Source organism: Achromobacter sp. RTa (genome assembly GCF_000757485.1).
Lineage (GTDB): Bacteria > Pseudomonadota > Gammaproteobacteria > Burkholderiales > Burkholderiaceae_B > Achromobacter.
Genome location: NZ_JPYO01000045.1, coordinates 147,502 through 166,228 on the forward strand (window position 1 = coordinate 147,502; position 18,727 = coordinate 166,228).

Here is an 18,727-nt window from a genome sequence, read left to right on the forward strand (position 1 = left end):
CCGGACACAAGGCCGGCGCCTCTTCAAGGAGAGAGACATGACGCGTTCCTTATTCAAGCCCGCCTGCGCGGCCGCCTTGCTCGCGCTGAGCCTGGCGGGGCCCGCGCAGGCGGCGGACTACCCGTCCCAGCCGGTGAAAATGATTACGGCGTTCGGCGCGGGCAGCGCCAGCGATATCGTCGCCAGACTGATCGGCGAACGCTTGCAGGCCGCCTTGGGGCAGGCCGTGATCGTCGAGAACCGTCCCGGCGCGTCGGGCCAGATCGCCGCCGATCTGGTGGCGCGCGCCCAGCCCGACGGCTACACCATCATGCTGGCGACCAACACCACCCATTCATCCAATCCGTACCTGTTCAAGAACCTGCGCTACGACCCGATCAAGGATTTCACGCCGCTGGTGCAGGTCTGCAATTTTCCGTTCGTGCTGGCCGTCAGCGCCAAACTGCCGATCAACAGCGTCGACGACCTGCTGCGCTACGGCAAGGCCAACCCCCAGGGCCTGAACTACGCTTATGGCAACAGCACCGGCCAGATCTCGGCCGCCTCGTTCGACAAGCTGACCGGCCTGAAGGCCACGGCGGTTCCCTACAAGAGCACGCCGCAGGCCATGACCGACATCATCGGCGGACGCGCCACGTTCATGTTCGTGGACCTGGCTTCGGCCACGGCTCATATCCAGGCCGGCACGCTGAAGGCGCTGGCGGTATCCACGGAGAAGCGCAGCTCGCTGGCGCCGAATCTGCCCAGCGTGTCGGAGGCGTTGGGCCAGCCGGGCTTCGACCTGGCGGCCTGGGTCGGAATCTTCGGGCCCGCCAAGCTGCCGCAACCCATCGCCAAGCGCCTGGCCGACGAGCTGTACAAGATCGTCTCGTCCGAGGACATCAAGGGGAAGCTGGTGCAGCTGGGCGCGGAACCCATGCCGGCGCCGGCGTCCGAGTTCGGGCCCTTCGTGGCGCAGCAGGAGAAGGTCTGGGGCGACAAGGTCAGGCAGGCGGGCATCCAGGCTGAATGAGGCGGAGAGGGCGCAAGCGGCGGCGCTGAGTTTCCCTGCACGCTTCCGCGAGGCGCGCCTCGCGGCTTCCCGAGGTGGATGAAACCGCTCATGCCGCGGTCTGGATCGCGGTGAGGAGGCCTACGCTTTCCCATTTCGGGAGGCGCATATCACGGGCCGTATTTTCTGCATCGCCTTCGTCGCGGGGTCGGGGCTGGTTCAGGTGGCGCCGCGCCTGCCGGGGGCGGGCGTGGCGTGGCTGTTGGCCGCAATCTGCATTGCGGCGCTGGGCGCCATGCGGCGTTTGCGCCATGGCGGCGCGAAGGCTTGCGCGGCCATGGCGCTGGGCTTGTGCGCGGGGCTGCTCAATGCCGGCGGGCAGGCGCAATGGCGGCTGGACGACGCGCTGGCGGATGCGCACCATGATGCGGTGTCCAGGCTGGCGCTGCGCATTGCCGAACTGCCCGACGGCGACGATCGCGGGCAGCGCTTCCTGGCCGAGTTGGCCGAGCCCGCCGCGCCCGGCATTCCGTCCCGCATCCAGGTCGCCTGGCAGGCGGCGCCCGGCGCGCCGTCCGGCTTGCCTGCGCTGGTGCCGGGGCAGGTCTGGCGCATGGCGCTGGTGCTGCGGCGGCCGCACGGCCTGCTGAATCCTGCCGGCCCCGACGCGGAGGGCCGTCTTTTCGCGAAGGGCGTGCGCGCGGTGGGCACGGTGCGCGGCCAGCCCCGGCTGCTGGCCGACCGGCCGTGGGCGACGCCCGGCATCGCGATCGAGCGCGCGCGCCACCATGTCCGGGAGGGCCTGCGGGCCGCCCTGGGCGAGCACCGCTACGCGCCGGTGCTGATCGCCCTGGCCATCGGCGACCAGGCGGGCGTGGCGCGCGAAGACTGGCGCTTGTTCAACCGCAGCGGCATCACGCATCTCGTGTCGATCAGCGGCATGCACGTCACGTCGATCGCGGGCATCGCGGGCCTGCTCGTGGCAGGCGCGTGGCGGCGGTTCCGCTGGCGGGGCGTGGGGCTGGCGGAATACATGCCCGCGCGCGTGGCGGGCGGCGCGGCCGCCGCGGCCGTGGCGCTGCTGTATTGCCTGCTGGCAGGCTGGGGCGTGCCGGCGCGCCGTACCTTCTTCATGTTGTCGGTGGTGCTGGCGGCGTCCGTGTCGCGCCTGCCGGTGTCGGCGGACAGGGTGCTGGCCTGCGCCGCCGCGGTGGTGGTCGCGCTGGATCCATGGGCGCCGATGGCGCCGGGCTTCTGGCTGTCGTTCGGCGCAGTGGCCATTCTGCTGCGCATCGCGGATGCGCCGTTCGACGCGGAGGCTGGTTGGCGGGCGCGTTGGGCGGCGCGCTTCGCCCAGGCGGCGCGCCTGCAGCTGATGGTCACGCTGGGGCTCACGCCGCTGCTGGCGTTCCTGGTGCGGCAGGTGTCGCTGGGTTCGCCTCTGGCCAATGCCGTGGCGATTCCCGCCGTGACCTTCGCCGTGACGCCGCTGGCGCTGCTGTGCGCGGCGCTGTCGGTGGTGCCCGGCGCCGAAGGCCTGGCCGCGCTCGCGGGGCGGGCGGGGCTGCATGCGTTCGAACTCACGATGGCGCCCGTGGCCTGGGTGGGCAACGCCGAGTGGGCCAGTTTCCCGGTCGCCGCCGCGCCCTGGCCCTGGCTCGCGCTGGCGGTAGCGGGCATGGTGTGGGCGCTGCAGGTCCGCGGATGGCCGGGCAGGCGGCTGGGGTGGGCCTGCATGCTGCCGCTGCTGTTCTGGCGTCCCGACCGGCCGGAACCGGGGTATTGGCGCATGAGCGCGCTGGACGTGGGGCAAGGCAGCGTCATCCTGGTGGAGACGGCCAGCCAGGCCCTTCTGTTCGACGCCGGGCCGCGCCACTACGGCGGGGGCGACGCGGGCGAGCGCGTGATCGCGCCGTTCCTGCAGGCGCGCGGCATCCGGCAGCTGGATGTGCTGGTGCTGTCGCACGCCGACATGGACCACGTGGGCGGCGCGCGCGCCGTGCTGGCGGCGGTGCCGGCGCTGCGCAGCCATGCCTCGTTCGACGTCGGGGCCTTCCTGCGCCGGGACGCCCGCATCTGGCCCGATTCGGGCCCCGCGGAGGCGGTTCCGCCGCGCGATATGCAGAGATGCCGCCGGGGGGAGGGATGGGAGGCGGACGGCGTGAGGTTCACCTTTTTGCATCCCGCGCGCGAAAGCCGGGGCGTGGCGGCAGACCGCAATGCGGACAGCTGCGTGCTGCGCGTGGAAGGCGCCCGGCATTCACTGCTATTGACGGGGGACGTGGGCGTGGCGCAGGAGCGTGAACTGGTGGCCGCGGGGTTGCCGGCCACGGACGTAGTCCTGGCCCCGCACCATGGCTCGGCGTCGTCCTCGGGGCGCGAGCTGGTGACTGCTACCGCGGCCGGCCATGCGATCGCGCAGGCCGGGCACCTCAACCGCTTTCGTCATCCGGCCCGCGCGGTGGAGCTGCGGTGGATGCGCGCCGGCGCCGCCTTCTGGCGCAGCGATCGCGACGGCGCGGTGATGGCGCGGTCGGGGCCGGATGGTTTGGAGGTGTGGGCCCAGAGGGAGCGTGGGCGCAGATACTGGCATGGGCGTTGATGGGGCTCGCTCATCCAGGCATCGTTCATGGCGCGGAGACGGCGCCCCGCCTGGCCAGGGCGTCGACTTCCTCGGCGGAAAGCCCGCCCAGGCCGGTCAGGACTTCCCGGCTGTGCTGGCCGGGAAGCGGAGCCGGCGCGTCGTACTCCGCCTTGCTTGCGCTGAATTTGATCGGGAATCCCGGGCCCTGCGCCTGCACGGCGGCTCCGGCCAGGGGGTTCCAGAGCGGCGCCATCATGCCGCGTTCTTTCAGTTGGCCCCATCGCATGACGTCGCCGATTTCGCGCACCGGGCTGCAAGGCAGCTTGACCGCATTCAGGCGTTGCAAGACCTCCGTGGAGGTCAGCCGCTGCGTCCATTCCGAAACCAGGCTGTCGACGGCGGCGTTGTTGGCCAGGCGCCAGGCCAGGCTGTTCATTTCGGGATCCTGCGCCAGGTCTACCTTGCCCATGACCCGCAATAGCGCGTTCCAGTCGTCCTGGGTTGCCGCGCCGGCCACGATCCAGCCGTCCAGCGTGCGATAGGCGTTGAAGGGCGAGAACCGCATGATCCGGTTGCCCTGCCGCAGCGGCAATTCCAACGCGTCATAGCAATCGAAAGGCTCGTCGAACATCAGCGCGAACAGGCAGTCGGCCATGGACACGTCGACCGACTGCCCCACGCCCGTCCGGTTGCGATGGAGCAGGGCCGCGAGTATGCCCATGGCGGCGAAGGTTCCGGCGATGGCGTCGGAGATGGGCGAGCCCGCCTTGGCGGGAGGGGAGCCAGGCTGTCCGGTGATGCTCATCATCCCGACGGCCGCTTGCACCATGAGGTCGTATGCCTTGAGATGCCGCTCGGCGCCCGTCGAGCCATAGCCGGTCAGCGAGCAGTGGATGACTCGCGGATTGCGCTCTCGAAGCGCTTCGTAGCCGATGCCCAGCCGGTCGGCCACCCCGGCGCTGAAGTTGTCCACCACCACGTCGGCGGAACGGACCAGCCTCATGAAGGCGGCCAGCCCTTCCGGGTCTTTCAGGTTCAGGCCCACCGACTTCTTTCCGCGCGCGCGCTTCAGATAGGCGATGCCCATATCGGCTTGCGTCCTGCGATGGAACGACACGCCTTCCGGACCGGCGAACGGAGGAGAGAAGGTGGTGGGGTCGCCGGTGGCGGGGTCATCGATCTTGATCACCTCGGCGCCGAGGCCGGCAAGAAACAGCGTTGCCTGGGGGCCCGAGAAGAAGCGGGTCAAATCGAGCACCACGGTCCCTGCCAGTATCTTTTCCATAAGCTCCACCTGGACTGTCATGTTTTTCCAGTCTAAGCAGAACTTGGAGCGAGCACGCCATAGGACTTTGCGCTGGGGGCATACCCGGAATCTATTGCGGGCGTCCGTCTTGCAGAAGATGGGCGCCCGCCCAGCGGCCCGAAGCCACCAGCTCGCACACCAATTGCGGGATCAGCGCGCCGACCACTTCGGCGGCGGCGCCCATGCCCAGCACATCCGAATTGCACAGCGACAGCCGCCTGCGCAAGGGCGGATCGTCGACGGGTCGCACAGACAGTTTCTCGCGTACGCCGGCGCCCACCAGGGCCGACAGCGAGAGGATCGTGGCCGCTTGTCCGCTTTCGACGATGGACTGGATCGTCGACAGGGAGTCGAGTTCCATCATGACAGACGGCGCGAGGCCGGCCTCGGCAAAGCGGCGCTCGATGATCTGGCGGGTTACGTTCGAGCTCCCTGGAAGCACCAGGGGCACGCCCGCCGCTTCTTCCAGGGACACCGCCGATGCGCCGTCGCCATCCTGCGGCGGTTTAGCCAGAAGATAGAGGTCCTCGTCGATCAAGGGCGCCCATTGGATTCCCGCGCCTCGCGCGATTTCCTTGGAGGGGGATTCCGTGCCGGGGACCGCTTCGAACAGAAGCGACATCTCCAGCCGCCCGGTGGCGACGAGTTCAAGCAAATGCCCGCTCAGGCTTTCCACGATCCGGAGCTGGATGTCGGGATAACGCTGCTGGACCGCCGCGATCAACGGCCCCGCGAGCACGTTCGCCGCGCTGGTCGGCAGGCCTACGGACACGGGGCCGCCCGGCAGCGCGTCCGTGTTCGCTACGTCGTACTTCAATCTTTCGATCTGCCGCAGTACGGCTTGCGCGTGCAGGTACAGCGCGTCGCCCGCCCGGGTGGGGCTGACGCCGCGCACGCTGCGGGAAAGCAGGCGCACGCCAAGTTCCGATTCCAGGTTCGTGATCTGGGAGCTGAGGGCGGGCTGCGCGATGTAGAGGTCTTTCGCCGCCTTCGACATGCTGCCCAGTTCCACGATCCTCAAGAAATAGCGTAGCTGTCTGAGTTCCATAGGTCTCTTGCCGATGCGGAAGGCGTAGCCCGGGCGGGCCATAGATTCGTCATATACCGGGATCGCGATGTCCTATTTTCGCCGCCGATTCAATGTCCATACCATGGATCCCAGTCGTTGAGTTTACGTGACGGGGGCCGTTGATGATCCAACTTTTCTTTTGGTCTACACCCAATGCCTACAAGGTGTCGATCCTCCTGGAGGAACTGGCCATGCCCTATGAGGTGGTGCCGGTCCACATCGGCAAGGGCGAGCAGTTCAAGCCGGGCTTCCTGGAGATCAGCCCCAACAACAAGGTTCCCGCGATCGTGGACGAGGACGGGCCGGGCCAGGAGCCCATCCGTATATTCGAGTCGGGCGCGATCATGATCTACCTGGCCGAGAAGGCCGGGAGCGATCTGTTTCCGGCCGAGCCGCGGCGCAGATCCGCCGTCCTGCAATGGCTGATGTTCCAGATGGGCGGGGTGGGGCCGATGCTGGGCCAGGCCCATCACTTCCGCAAGTACTCGCCCGAGCCCATTCCGTACGCCATAGACAGGTACACGCGCGAGGCCCATCGCCTGTACGGCGTCATCGACCGGCGCCTCTCGCAGTGCGAGTACCTGGCCGGAGACCGGTATTCGCTGGCGGACATCGCCACATATCCCTGGCTGCGGCCCTACAAGTGGCAGGGCCAGGATCTGAATGAGTGGCCGAACATCAGCCGGTGGTATTCGGCAGTCAGGGCCCGCGCCGCCGTGCAGCGCGGCCTTGCCGTCCTGGCCGACAAGGTGGACCGCAGCGGAAAGCCTCCAGAAGGCGAGCGCTGGAACAACCTTTTCGGCCAGTCGTAAAAAAACGGCGGCGACGCCCATGCATAGCGCGAGGAATACGGATATGAGTACCGCACTGCCCATGCTCAAGGGATACCGGGTCCTGGATCTGACCCAGATCGTCGCCGGGCCCACATGCACGCGCATCATGGCGGAGCTGGGCGCCGAGGTGGTCAAGGTCGAGCTTGCTCCCTTTGGCGACCGGACGCGCATCGGGGGATTGAAGTCGCGGGATCCCGGCCACAAGGGCTCCAGCCGAAGCACCTACTATTTCCAGCACAACCACTCGAAGAAGAGCATCGCGCTCGACATCAAGCATCCCCGGGGGCTGGCGCTCATCAGGCGCATGATCTCGACGTTCGACGTGCTCGTCGAGAACTTCAGCCCCGGTGTCATGGCGCGCGCCGGGCTGTCATACGAAAAGTTGCGGGAGCTGAACCCGCGCCTGGTGATGTGCTCGATTTCGCTGGCCGGGCAGGACGGTCCGCTCAGCCAGAAGCCCGGCTATGACTATATCGCCCAGGCTTACGCGGGCATAACCGACCTGATCGGCGCGCCGGACGGCGATCCCTCGCTGATCACCATGGCGATAGGCGATACCGCCACGGGGATGACCGCCGCCATGGCGGTCGGCTTCGCGCTGCTGCATCGCGAACGGACCGGCGAGGGGCAGCACGTCGAGGCAACGCTGCTGGACACCTATTTCCAGATGCATGAGGTTGCGGTGCCCCGGGTCGCGCTGCGCAAGGGCTACGTTCCGGCGCGCACGGGTTCGCAGCACCCCGACGGGGGGCCGACCGGCATATTCCGTTGCGGCGACGGAACGTATCTGTCCCTGGCCATCCTGCCCCATCAATGGAACGCCTTCGCGGGCGCGCTGGAGATGCCGGAACTGCTGGAGGATCCGCGATTCGCCACGGCTTCATTGCGCAGGGACAACAACGAGGACATCAAAGCCATTCTCGAGGCATGGCTGGCCCGGATGGGAACTCGCGAGCAGGCGATGGCGGTGCTCGATGCCAAGCGGATCCCCTGCGCGCCCGTGCTGACGCTGAATGAGGCCATGGCGCATCCGCATCTTCGCGGGCGCGGCACCGTGCGCAAGGTGCGGGACGAGGTGATCGGGGAATTCGAGATTCCCGGCTTTCCCGCGAAGTTCTCCGCGTGGAGGCCGCAAGAAGAACTCCGGGCCTCGGCGCTCGGAGAGGACAACGAGGAAATCCTGATGGAGCTTCTCGGCTTGTCGCCCGCGGAGATCCAGGGCCTGTACGAGGATGGCGTCCTGGCCAAGGATCCGTTGCTGAAGAGGATGGGCGCCGAAGTCCGAGTCCCTTGAACAAGACGAAGGAGACAAACGATGATCAAGAAGATTTTCGCCGCGGGGCTGATGGCCTTGCCGGGGCTTGCCGCTGCGCAGGGCTTTCCCAGCCGCCCGGTCACGCTGGTCGTTCCATTTTCGGCGGGCGGGCCCACGGACGTCGTCGCCAGGCAGCTCGCGGCGGCCATGGGCAGGAACCTCGGGCAGACGGTGATCGTGGACAACCGGCCCAGCTCGGGAGGCATCGTGGGGGCGGAGGCGGTGCTGCGTTCGGCGCCGGACGGCTATACGCTCCTGATCCACAACATCGGGATGTCGACGCTCAAATCGCTGTCGCCCGAGATCAAGTTCGATCCCCAGCGCGATTTTTCATACATCGGCGAGGTGGTCGACGTGCCGATGACCCTGGTCGGCCGGAAGGACCTTCCTCCGGACAGCTTCGCCGGGTTGGCGGAGTACCTGCGCGCGAACCAGAAGAAGATCAACCTCAGCAACGCCGGGATCGGCACGGCCTCCCATCTGTGCGGCCTGTTGCTGATGAGCCGCCTGAACCTGGCGCTGACGACCATTCCATACAAGGGCGCGGCGCCTGCGATGACGGATCTGCAAGGCGGGCAGGTCGATCTGCTTTGCGATCAGATCACCACGACGCTGCAGCCGATACTCGGCAGCAAGGTGCGGGCGTACGGCAGCACCACGTCCAGCCGGCTGCGGGCGCTTCCGGCGCTGCCCACCCTGGCCGAACAGGGGCTGAGCAATTTCGAGGTCACGGTCTGGCATGGCGTGTACGCCCCGAAGGGCGTGCCCGGGCCCGTCGTAGAGAGGCTGGATCGAGCGCTACAAGCCGCGCTTGCCGACCCGGCGTTCGTCGAGAGCATGAAAAACATGGGCGCCACGCCCGTCAGCGCCGAGCGGGCGACGCCCGAGGGCCTGCGGACGAAGCTGGACGAGCAGGTTTCGATCTGGACGCCACTGATTCAACAGTCGCAGGCCTTGCTGCGCTAGATCTAGCTATTACGGAGAACCGTCGTGAAGAAGAACCAGATAGAAATGTATTGGGACGTCGGCAGCACCAATACCTATTTCGCCTTGAAGCTCATCAAGCCCTTGCTGGAGCGGTACGACGCCGAGCTGAGGCTGCATCCGTTCAACCTGGGGTACGTATTCCGCAACAACAACTATGAACTGATGAAGGAGTCCAAGGCGAAGTTGCGCAACCGCAAGCGGGACCTGATGCGCTGGGCCGAGAAGTACGGCCTGCCCTTCAGCATCCCGAGGCAGTTCCCCATCAAATCAAGCCGCGCCCTGCGCGGATCGCTCGTGGCGAGGCGCCATGGCGTGGAACTTGCATTCGTGCAGAAGGTCATGGACCGCTATTGGGAGCAGGGGGACGCCACCGTCGAGGAGTACGCCGGCCTGCGCCCGATCGCGCAGGAACTCGGCATCGACCCGGACGCCTTCGAGACCTTGGCCGCGTCGGACGAAATCGCGGCCGAACTGGCGCAGGAAACCGACCGGGGGCTGGAGCGAGACGTGTTCGGCGTGCCGATGATCATCGTGGGCGACGAACTGTTCTGGGGGAAGGACCGCATGGAGTTCGTGGAAGACGAGCTCAAGCGCCGGATCGCGGAGACAAGCGCCGCCTAGCGCGCGCTTTTTGCCGGGGGGCTGGGCCGTCCGTCACCTCGTGGCGCCGGACGGCCCAGCCCGTGCGCACAACCTAGTTGCCGCTCAGCAGGTTCGCGCTCTTGACCAGCGAAGACACGCGTTCCGAATCGCGCTTGAGCAGCTCGGAGAAGGCGACGGGGCCGCGTTCCTGCTCGGTGGGGGATTGCGCCGCCAGTTGTTCGAGGCGGGTCTTGAACTCGGGCGTATCGATCGCCTTGGACAGGGCGGCGGACAGCTTGTCGACCACGGCTTGCGGCGTGCCGGCGGGCGCCACCAGGCCGTTCCAGATCGCCAGGTCGAACTCGGGCAGGCCGCCTTCGGCGAAGGTGGGGATGTCCGGGCTCTGCGCAAGGCGGGCCGGGCCGGTGACGGCGATCGCCTTGACGCGCTTGTCCTGGTGCAGGGGCAGCATGGTCACCGTCTGGTCGATCACCCCGTCGATCATGCCGCTCATCAGGTCGGTCAGCGCCGGGCCCGTGCCGCGATAGGGAATCAGTTCCCCGCGCGCATTGGCGAAGTGCAGGAACATGGCCTCGGCCAGGTGCGCGGTGCTGCCGGGGCCGCTTGAACCCAGGTTCAGCTTGACGGCCTTTTCATCGCGGATGCGCTTGAGCATGGCGGGCAGGTCCTGGATGCCGCTCTTGTTGCTGACCGACAGCACCATGGGCACGGTCGCGACGATGCCGATGGGCGCCAGCTCCTTCTGCGGATCGTAGTTGGCCTTGGGATGCAGGTGCGGCAGGATCGCCAGCGACATGTTGTTGAACGCCAGGGTGTAGCCGTCCGGAGCGCTCTTCTGCAGCCTCTGCATGCCGATGAGGCCGCCCGCGCCGCCCGAGTTCTCCACGACCACCGTCTGGCCCAGCTGCTTGCCCAGCGATGTGGCGACCAGCCGGCCCAGCGTATCGCTGGTGCCGCCGGGGGCGAAGGGCACGATGACGGTAATGGAACGGTTGGGGTAGTCCTGCGCGGCGGCCGGGGCGGCAAGCGATACGGCGGCCAGGGCGGCGCACAGGATGGGGGCGATTCGTAGCATGGGGTGTCTCCTCGTGATGTGGTTCTTTTGTGGATGGATGCGTCCCGCGCTCAGCGGGACAGTGCGCGGCGGACGGCTTGCGTCATGTCCGTGCAGCTTGCGGCGCCGCCCAGGTCGCGCGGCACGTATTCGCCCTTGGCGAGCACCTGTTCGACCGCGAGTTCGATGCGTTGCGCGGCGTCGGTCAGCGCGGCGTCGGCGTGCTTGTCGCCCAGCCAGCGCAGCATGAGCGCGCCGGACAGGATGGTGGCCAGCGGGCTGGCGGCGTTCTGCCCGGCGATGTCGGGCGCCGAGCCGTGCGCGCCCTGGAACAGGCCGTGCGTGTCGCCCAGTTCGGCGGACGGCGACAGGCCCATGCCGCCGATCGTGGCGGCGCCCAGATCGGAAATGATGTCGCCGAACATGTTCTCGGCCACGATCACGTCATAGAAGTCCGGCCGCTTCAGCATGTGCACCGTGATGGCGTCGGCGTAGGCGTAATCGATTTCGACGTCGGCGTAGTTCGCCGCGACGTCGTCGCAGACGCTGCGGAAGAAGGCGTAGGTGCGCAGAATGTTGGCCTTGTCGCAGACGGTGACGCGGCGCTTGCCATCGCGCGGGGCGCCGTTGCGCCGGCGGGCGAGGTCGAAGGAAAAGCGGGCGACGCGTTCGATGCCCTTGCGGGTGACGACGATGGTGTCGGTGGCGACCTCGTCGCGCAGCACGATGCCGCCGCCGCGGCTGGCGTAGAGGCCCTCCGTGTTTTCGCGCACGATGACGTAATCGATCTGCCCCGGCTTGAAGTGCTTGAGCGGCGAATCCACGCCCTGATATAGCCGGATCGGACGCACGTTGGCGTACAGGTCCAGCCGGAACCGCAGGCGCAGGTGCAGGTCGTTGCCGACCTCCGTGCCGTCGGGGTAGGTCACGCCGGGCATGCCCGCCGCGCCGTGCAGGATGGCGTCGGCCGCCTTGCAGGCGGCGTAGGTGTCGTCGGGCAGCACGTGGCCCGACTTGACGTAGTGGTCAGCGCCGCCGTCGTGGCTGCTGAACGCCAGCAGATCGGCGCCGCAGGCTTCCTTCAGCACGGCGATCGCCGATTGGCAGACTTCCGGCCCGATGCCGTCGCCGTCTATGGTCGCGATTTCATACTTAGCCATGTCTGGCTGTCTCCTTGTGTGGGTCTTGAAACAGGGTGGGCCGGCCGCGCCTGGAGGCGCGGCCGCGCGGCTGCATTACCAGTTGGTCGAGATGTACTTGGCTTCCATGAATTCCAGCAGGCCGTGATGCGCGCCTTCGCGGCCCAGCCCGCTTTGCTTGACGCCGCCAAACGGGGCGGCCGGGTCCGACACCAGGCCGCGGTTCAGGGCGATCATGCCGCTCTCGATGCGTTCCGAAACCCGCATGCCGCGCGCGAGGTCGCGGGTGTAGACGTACGCGACCAGGCCATATTCGGTGGCGTTGGCCAGTGCGACGGCTTCGTCTTCGGTGTCGAAGGCGACGATGGGCGCCACGGGGCCGAAGATCTCCTCGCCCAGCAGGTCGGCGTCGGCGGGCACGTCCACCAGCACCGTGGGCGCATAGAAGTAGCCGGGGCGGTCCAGCCGCTTGCCGCCGGTTCTGACGCGCGCGCCCTTGGCGACGGCGTCGTCCACCAGCGCCGCCACCTTGTCCACCGAGCCGGCATTGACCAAGGGGCCGCATTGCGTGTCCGCGCCGACGCCGTCGCCGGTTTTCAGCGCCGCCATGCGGGCGGCGAACCTGGCGCTGAACGCCTCCACCACGCCGCGCTGCACGTAGAAGCGATTGGCGGCCGTGCAGGCCTCGCCGCCGTTGCGCATCTTGGCGATCATCGCGCCTTCCACCGCGGCGTCGATGTCCGCGTCGTCGAAAACCAGGAAGGGCGCGTTGCCGCCCAGCTCCATCGAGCAGCTGATGACCGAGTCGGCCGCCTTGCGCAGCAGCACGCGGCCCACTTCCGTGGAGCCGGTAAAGGAAAGCTTGCGCACGCGCGGGTCGTCCAGCACGGCATTGGCGAACTTGCCGGCCGACGAAGTGGTCAGCACGTTGACCACGCCCGCGGGCACCCCGGCTTCTTCGAGCAGGCGCATGACGGCATACGCGGTCAAGGGCGTTTCCGTGGCGGGCTTGAGGATGCAGGTGCAGCCGGCGGCCAGGGCGGGCGCGATCTTGCGGGTGGCCATGGCGGCCGGGAAATTCCACGGGGTGACCAGCAGCGCGACGCCGATGGGCTGGTACTGCACGATGATGCGGCTTGCGCCGCTGGGCGACACGCTGATGTCGCCATTGATGCGCACGGCCTCCTCGGAGAACCAGCGGAAGAACTCGGCCGCGTAGGCGACTTCGCCGCGGGCGTCCGCCAGCGCCTTGCCGTTCTCCATCGAGATCAGACGGGCCAGGCTCTCGGCGTCGCGCGTCATCAGTTCAAAGCACTTGCGCAGGATTTCCCCGCGCTGGCGGGCGGGGGTGGCCGCCCAGCCTGCGGCGGCGCGCGAGGCGGCGTCCACGGCGGCGGCCGCGTCCTCCAGCGTGGCATCGGCCACGCTGGCGATGACCTGTTCGGTGGACGGGTCGAATACGTCGATGCGGCGGCCCGAGGACGAGGGGCGCCAGGCGCCGTCGATGTAAAGGTCAGTGGATAGCTTGCTGGCCTCGATGGTCATGTGTTTGCTCCGGGTAGGGAAAGAGAGGGGTTATCGGGATGCGCGGAATGAGCCCTGGCCGGCATGGGCGGCGGCCACGATGGATGCGATGCCTGCTTCATCGAGCGGGCGGGGGTTGTTCGTGACCAGCCGGGCGGCCAGCATGGACTGGCCGGCGATCCAGCCGAGCTGGTCGGCGCGCACGCCCAGCCCTTCCAGCGTCGCGGGAATGCCGATGGCCGAGAACAGTTCGTACACGTGGCGCGGCGCGTTGGCGGCGAGGCGGGCCGGATCCGTTTCCGTGTCGCCCATCGCCTGCGAGATGGCGGCGTAGTCCGCCGCGCAGGCCGGGGCGTTGAAGTCCATGACGTAGGGCATCAGCGTCGCCACGCCCGCGCCGTGGGCGGTGTGGGTGAGGGCGCCGATGGGATACTGGATCGCATGGGCCGCGGCGGTGCCGGCCACGCCGAAGGCCAGGCCCGCGGCCAGCGCCGCGGCCATGACCTGGCCCCGGGCGTGCAGGTCCGAGCCGTCTTCCACCGCCCGGGGAAGATAGGAGGCCAGCGCGCGGATGGCGATCAGAGCCTGCTGGTCGCTGAAGGCGTTCTTGCCGACGAACACGCGCGTCTGCGCGATGTCGGCGTCGGGGCTGCGCCTGACGGCGGTCAGCGCCTCGATGGCGTGGGTCAGGGCGTCGGCGCCGGCGATGGCGGTCAGGCCCTTGGGGCAGGTCAGCGTCAGCTCCGGATCGCAGATGGCCGTGTGGGGAATCAGCTGCGGGCTGGATATGCCGACCTTCAGGTCGCGGGCGCCGTCGGCCAGCACGGCCACGGGCGTGACCTCGGAGCCGGTGCCCGAGGTGGTGGGCATGGCGATCACGGGGATCGTGGGGCCGGGCACCTTGTATTCGCCGTAGTAGTCGGAGGCTTCGCCGCCATGCGCCAGGAGCAGGCTGACGACTTTGGCCATGTCCAGGCAGCTGCCGCCGCCCAGCCCGACGATCGCGTCCGGCTGGAAGCCGCGGTGCGCGGCCACGCATTCGTAGACGCCTTCGACGGGCAGGTCCGGCTGGGTGCGGTCGAACACCTGGACGCGCACGCCGGCGCTCTCCAGCGCGGCGAGCAGATCGGACATTTCCTGCGTGGCGGCAAAGCGCTCGTCGGTGCAGATCAGCGCCCGGCTGCCCAGGGCGGCCGCGACGCGGCCGAGCGCGTGGCGCTGGCCGTTGCCGAACAACACGGCGCGCGGCGCGCGCATGATTCCAAACAAATCAGTCATTGCGGATCCTTCAGAGGGAGTCGTATGGAGTTCAGACGGCGCATTGCGCCAGGTCGAGAATGCGGTGCCAGACTTCGTCGGCCAGCTCGATGCCTGCGTCCAGGCGATGGCGGCGTTCGGCGCGCGCCCGGTCTCCGGGTATGGCCACGGGGCGCCCGGAGAGCAGGGCGGGGCAGGCCCGGATCTCGTCCAGGTAGCCGGAAATGCGGGAGGCCACCGCGCCCGGTCCCGCCTCGACCACGATGAAGACGTCGCCCTTGTTGCAGACCTCGCCGGAATCCAGCGTGCCCTTGACCGCCGTGCCCAGCGCGGATGCGGTGAGGCTGGCGACCAGCAATTCGAAGGCCAGGCCCAGCGCATAGCCCTTGGCCTCGCCGAAAGGCGCCAATGCGCCGGCCTTGGCGGCGACGGCGTCCGTCGTGGGATTGCCGGCGCCGTCCAGCGCCCAGCCGGGCTCCAGCGCGCGGCCATGGTTGGCGTAGTCGTGGATCTTGCCCATGGCGACCTGGCTGGTGGCCATGTCCAGCACGAAGGGCTCGGCTTCGGTGGGCACGCCGATCGCGATGGGGTTGGTGCCGATCAATGCGCGGCGGCCGCCCCAGGGGTGGACCAGGGCCTCGCTGGTGGACAGCGCCAACAGGATTTGGCCTTCGCGCGCTACCTGTTCCGCATACAGCGCCAGCATGCCGATGTGGTTGTTGTTGCTGACCGCCGCGACCGCGATGCCGGTTTCGCTGGCGCGGCCGCGGATCTGTTCCAGCGCCGCCAGCGCGATGACGGGGCCGAGTCCGCGTTCCCCATCCATGTCCAGGAAGGCGGGTGAGCGCCATTCGGCCTTGCCGCGGGTCTTCGGATCGGCGACGCCGTTGTGGATGCGCTCGATGATGCGCGGCAGGCGCAGCAGCCCATGCGAAGCGCGGCCGCGCAATTCGGCTTCAAGCAGCAGGTTGGTCTGGGTCGCGGCATGGCCGGTCGGGGTGCCGGCCTGTTCCAGCGCACGGACGCAGACTTCCCATGCCTCCCCCATTTTTATCGTTGTCGTCATAGTCTCAGTCAGTTGTTAAATCCGATCGGATCTGAAATACGATCTGATTTATGCTAACCTTGTAACAAATTGGACGTCAACCGATTGTTGGCAAACCTAGGGGAAACAACCATGACGACTCTCTCCCTCGGCTCCGGTGCCGCGACCCCGGCCGCATCTGGCGGAGCGCGCCTGGGCGAACGCGCGCGTTCGCTGGGCGATGAAGTCTATGAAGCGCTGCTGTCGCAGCTCATTTCCTTGAAGATCGCGCCGGGCATGCGCATCGCGGTGGACGCGCTGGTCCGTGAACTGGGCGTTTCGCAAACGCCGATACGCGCGGCGCTGATCCGCCTGGAAACGGAAGGGCTGGTCGTGAAGACGCACCACGTGGGCTACAGCGCAGCGCCCATGCCTACGCGCCGGCGCTTCGAGCAGATGTATGAATTGCGGTTGCAGCTGGAACCGTTCGGCGCAAGTCTTGCCGCGCAGCGCATGACGGACGCCTCGCGCCAGGAGCTGGCCGCGCTGTCCGCCGCGATGAGCGCCCCGAGCGCGGACGACGCGCGCGTGGCCTACGGCAAGTTCGCCGTGCTGGACGCGCAGTTCCACTCCTGGATCGCGGAGCAGAGCGGCAACGAGCTGCTGGCCGAAGCGTTGGCCCGGCTGTACGCGCACACCCATCTGTTCCGGCTGCGCTTCCATTCGCGCGTCACGGAAGAGGCCGTGACCGAACATGCGCGCATCGTGCAGGCGCTGGATTTGCGCGATGCCGAGGGCGCGGCGGCCGCCATGCGCGACCATATCCTGCGCTCGCGCGAGCGCATGGCGCCGTTCTTCGAAATGCTGGATTGACCATGCAAGCAGCGGCCAAGGGTTCGATCGTGGCCAGCGCCGGGCGGGCGGGGGCGGCATGAAAGGTTCGCGCAATTCACTGGTCACCCTGCGGATCTTCCTGTCCGCGGCGCGCAGCCTCAATTTCAGCCGCAGCGCGGAAGAGCTGCACCTGACGCAGAGCGCGGTCAGCAAGCATATCGGCGCCCTGGAAGACCGCCTGGGCGCGGCGCTGTTCAAGCGCCTGCCCAATGGGCTGCGGCTGACGCATGCCGGCGCGCTGTACCTGGAGCGGATCAGCGCGGCCCTGCGCCTGATCGACGAGGCCGACGCGCTGGTGGCGCATCCCATGTCGCGGGTGGCGCTGAACGTCGCGGTGTCTCCGTCGTTCGCGCAGTTCTGCCTCATACCCGGGCTGGCGGAGTTCTTTGCCCTGCACCCCGAGGTGCGGGTCAACGTAAGGCCGCGCCTGCTGCATGGGCGCGACCAGGCCGAGCGTTTCGACGCCGAGATCCAGCTGCATACCGGGCACGTGGCCGGCATGTCGGCCCAATATCTGTGCGGCCGCGAAATGACTCTGGTGGCCGCGCCGAGCCTGCTCGCGCGCCATCCGGTGCGCACGGTCGAGGATCTGGACGGCGTGCCGCTCCTCAAGCGCGCGCAGCGCGGCTACAGCTGGGACGAATGGCGCGCCGACATCGCGCCGCTATGGGCAGGCGCGCCGGCCACGGCGCCGGAATATGAAGGTTTTTCGGTGTTGCTGCCCGCCGTCCTCCACGGGTTGGGCGCGGCCATCGTGCCCGTGTGCATGGTCCTCGCGCACCTGGAGGCGGGGCAGCTGGTGCGTCCCTTGGGCGAATCGGTCGATGGCCGCTACGGCTATTACCTCATGCAGCCACGCCCGAACGTGGGCGGCGCCTATGCCGACGCCTTCTGCGATTGGGTGGCGAAGCGGGCCGCGGCGTTCAACGAGCAGGTGAGGTCGTACCTGGCCCGGTGAGCGGGCCGGGCGGAGGAGCGGCGGTATTCCGCCATGGAATGCCCCATGCGCATATGTCCTTTGCGCGGGCCGGCCGGGAGCCGCCAGAATGGCCGGACCCTAGTGACCTTCCGGTTCGACCGACACCATGAACATCTCCAAGTTCTTGCCGTTTGCCCGCATCCTGCCCGCATTGTCCGTTGCCGCGCTTGTCGCCGGCGCGCCGGCCCAGGCCGCCTATCCCGATAAGCCGGTCCGCCTGATCGTTCCGTACGCCACGGGCGGCAGTTCGGACGTGATCGCGCGCGGTATCGGCGATCAGTTGAGCGCGGCGCTGGGCCAGCCCGTGGTGGTTGAAAACCGGGCGGGTGCGGGGTCGATGATCGGAACCGCCTACGTGGCGGGCGAGGCCGCCGACGGCTACACGCTGCTGCTCGCCGACGTGCCGTTCACCATCGTGCCGGCGCTGTATGGCGACCGCATCAAATACGACGCCCGCAAGGACTTCGCGCCGATCTCGCTGCTGGGCGTGTCGCCCATGTACCTGTTCGTCAATCCGCGCTTCGAGGGCAAGACCGTGCCGGCGCTGATCGCCGCCGCCAAGGACAAGCCCGGCTCCATTTCCATCGGTTCCGGCGGCAACGGCTCGCTGACGCATTTGATGGCCGAGCTGTTCATGCTGAACACGGGCATCCGGCTGGTGCACATTCCCTACAAGGGCGCCTCGGCGTCCGTCAACGACCTGGCGGGCGGCCAGATCCAGGTGAGCTTCACCACCATGCCCACGGCCGCCGCGCTGTACCAGGGCGGCAAGATCGCGCCGATCGCCGTGTCCTCGCCGGCGCGCGAGGCCGCCACGCCCAACGTCCCGACTTTCGAGGAACTGGGCCTGCCCAAGCTGACGGTGCAGAGCTGGTGGGGGCTGATGGCGCCCGCCGGCACGCCCAAGCCGGTGCTGGACAAGCTGGAAAGCGCCATGAAGACGGTCATGCAATCGGCGCCCGTCAAGCAGCGGCTGAGCAGCGTGGGGGTGGAGGCGCCGGCCGATCCCAGCGCCCAGGCGCTGACCCGCTTGCTGAACGCCGACTTCGAGCGCTGGCAGGACGTGGTCAAGCGCGCCGGCATCAAATTCGAGTGACGCGGTCCGGTCCGGCCGCCAATCCCCACGCCAATTCCCATTAACGCGGCCGCCGCCGTCCTGGTGGACGCC

16 protein-coding genes are annotated in these 18,727 nt (G+C 68.2%); 9 read left to right on the forward strand and 7 right to left on the reverse strand.

Annotated elements, in window-relative coordinates:
* The first annotated feature begins 37 nt into the window (after positions 1-37).
* Both JL37_RS25015 and JL37_RS25020 read left to right on the forward strand, forming a co-directional pair.
* Positions 38-1,012 carry a tripartite tricarboxylate transporter substrate binding protein gene (locus JL37_RS25015; protein ID WP_043547685.1) on the forward strand — a complete coding sequence of 325 codons (975 nt, stop codon included), beginning with the start codon at positions 38-40 and terminating at the stop codon, positions 1,010-1,012.
* A 238-nt stretch (positions 1,013-1,250) separates the two neighbouring features.
* On the forward strand, positions 1,251-3,593 hold the full coding sequence (locus JL37_RS25020; RefSeq protein WP_369798634.1) for a DNA internalization-related competence protein ComEC/Rec2: 2,343 nt from the start codon (positions 1,251-1,253) through the stop codon (positions 3,591-3,593).
* Positions 3,594-3,618: 25 nt separating this feature from the next.
* On the opposite strand, the gene JL37_RS25025 is transcribed toward JL37_RS25020, so the two are convergent.
* Complete coding sequence (locus tag JL37_RS25025) at positions 3,619-4,860, reverse strand: CaiB/BaiF CoA-transferase family protein (protein WP_043547687.1); 1,242 nt, start codon at positions 4,858-4,860, stop codon at positions 3,619-3,621.
* 91 nt (positions 4,861-4,951) lie between these two features.
* Entirely contained in the window at positions 4,952-5,929 is a 978-nt protein-coding gene (locus JL37_RS25030; RefSeq protein WP_043547688.1) for a LysR substrate-binding domain-containing protein, read from the reverse strand.
* A gap of 143 nt (positions 5,930-6,072) precedes the next feature.
* On the opposite strand from JL37_RS25030, the gene JL37_RS25035 reads away from it, so the two are divergent.
* From JL37_RS25035 to JL37_RS25050, 4 genes are read left to right on the forward strand one after another with little or no spacing between them, the layout of a single operon-like run.
* Positions 6,073-6,762 carry a glutathione S-transferase family protein gene (locus JL37_RS25035; RefSeq protein WP_043547689.1) on the forward strand — a complete coding sequence of 230 codons (690 nt, stop codon included), beginning with the start codon at positions 6,073-6,075 and terminating at the stop codon, positions 6,760-6,762.
* Between the two features lie 43 nt (positions 6,763-6,805).
* Entirely contained in the window at positions 6,806-8,077 is a 1,272-nt protein-coding gene (locus tag JL37_RS25040; protein WP_052097588.1) for a CaiB/BaiF CoA-transferase family protein, read from the forward strand.
* Positions 8,078-8,098: 21 nt separating this feature from the next.
* A complete protein-coding gene (locus JL37_RS25045; RefSeq protein WP_043547690.1) occupies positions 8,099-9,064 on the forward strand; it encodes a tripartite tricarboxylate transporter substrate-binding protein in 966 nt (321 codons plus the stop codon).
* Between the two features lie 24 nt (positions 9,065-9,088).
* The gene (locus tag JL37_RS25050) at positions 9,089-9,706 is read left to right on the forward strand and encodes a 2-hydroxychromene-2-carboxylate isomerase (protein WP_043547691.1); all 618 of its coding nucleotides are present in this window, start codon (positions 9,089-9,091) and stop codon (positions 9,704-9,706) included.
* A gap of 73 nt (positions 9,707-9,779) precedes the next feature.
* Here JL37_RS25050 and JL37_RS25055 read toward each other — a convergent pair whose 3' ends face one another.
* From JL37_RS25055 to JL37_RS25075, 5 genes are all read right to left on the reverse strand, one after another.
* Positions 9,780-10,763, reverse strand: a complete 984-nt coding sequence (locus JL37_RS25055; RefSeq protein ID WP_052097589.1) for a tripartite tricarboxylate transporter substrate binding protein — start codon at positions 10,761-10,763, stop codon at positions 9,780-9,782.
* Between the two features lie 50 nt (positions 10,764-10,813).
* A complete protein-coding gene (locus JL37_RS25060; protein ID WP_043547692.1) occupies positions 10,814-11,902 on the reverse strand; it encodes an isocitrate/isopropylmalate dehydrogenase family protein in 1,089 nt (362 codons plus the stop codon).
* Between the two features lie 75 nt (positions 11,903-11,977).
* Entirely contained in the window at positions 11,978-13,426 is a 1,449-nt protein-coding gene (locus tag JL37_RS25065) for an NAD-dependent succinate-semialdehyde dehydrogenase (RefSeq protein WP_043547693.1), read from the reverse strand.
* A gap of 30 nt (positions 13,427-13,456) precedes the next feature.
* Entirely contained in the window at positions 13,457-14,683 is a 1,227-nt protein-coding gene (locus JL37_RS25070) for an iron-containing alcohol dehydrogenase (protein WP_043547694.1), read from the reverse strand.
* A 31-nt stretch (positions 14,684-14,714) separates the two neighbouring features.
* Positions 14,715-15,728 carry an Ldh family oxidoreductase gene (locus JL37_RS25075; RefSeq protein WP_052097590.1) on the reverse strand — a complete coding sequence of 338 codons (1,014 nt, stop codon included), beginning with the start codon at positions 15,726-15,728 and terminating at the stop codon, positions 14,715-14,717.
* A 111-nt stretch (positions 15,729-15,839) separates the two neighbouring features.
* Between JL37_RS25075 and JL37_RS25080 the strand changes: the two genes are divergently transcribed.
* The 3 genes from JL37_RS25080 (at position 15,840) to JL37_RS25090 (ending at position 18,655) form a co-directional block, all read left to right on the forward strand.
* Positions 15,840-16,559 carry a GntR family transcriptional regulator gene (locus tag JL37_RS25080; protein ID WP_043547696.1) on the forward strand — a complete coding sequence of 240 codons (720 nt, stop codon included), beginning with the start codon at positions 15,840-15,842 and terminating at the stop codon, positions 16,557-16,559.
* Between the two features lie 58 nt (positions 16,560-16,617).
* Positions 16,618-17,538 (forward strand): LysR substrate-binding domain-containing protein, encoded by a 921-nt coding sequence (locus JL37_RS25085; RefSeq protein ID WP_043547697.1) that lies wholly within the window; start codon positions 16,618-16,620, stop codon positions 17,536-17,538.
* 127 nt (positions 17,539-17,665) lie between these two features.
* Positions 17,666-18,655 carry a tripartite tricarboxylate transporter substrate binding protein gene (locus JL37_RS25090; RefSeq protein WP_043547698.1) on the forward strand — a complete coding sequence of 330 codons (990 nt, stop codon included), beginning with the start codon at positions 17,666-17,668 and terminating at the stop codon, positions 18,653-18,655.
* Positions 18,656-18,727 lie beyond the last annotated feature (72 nt).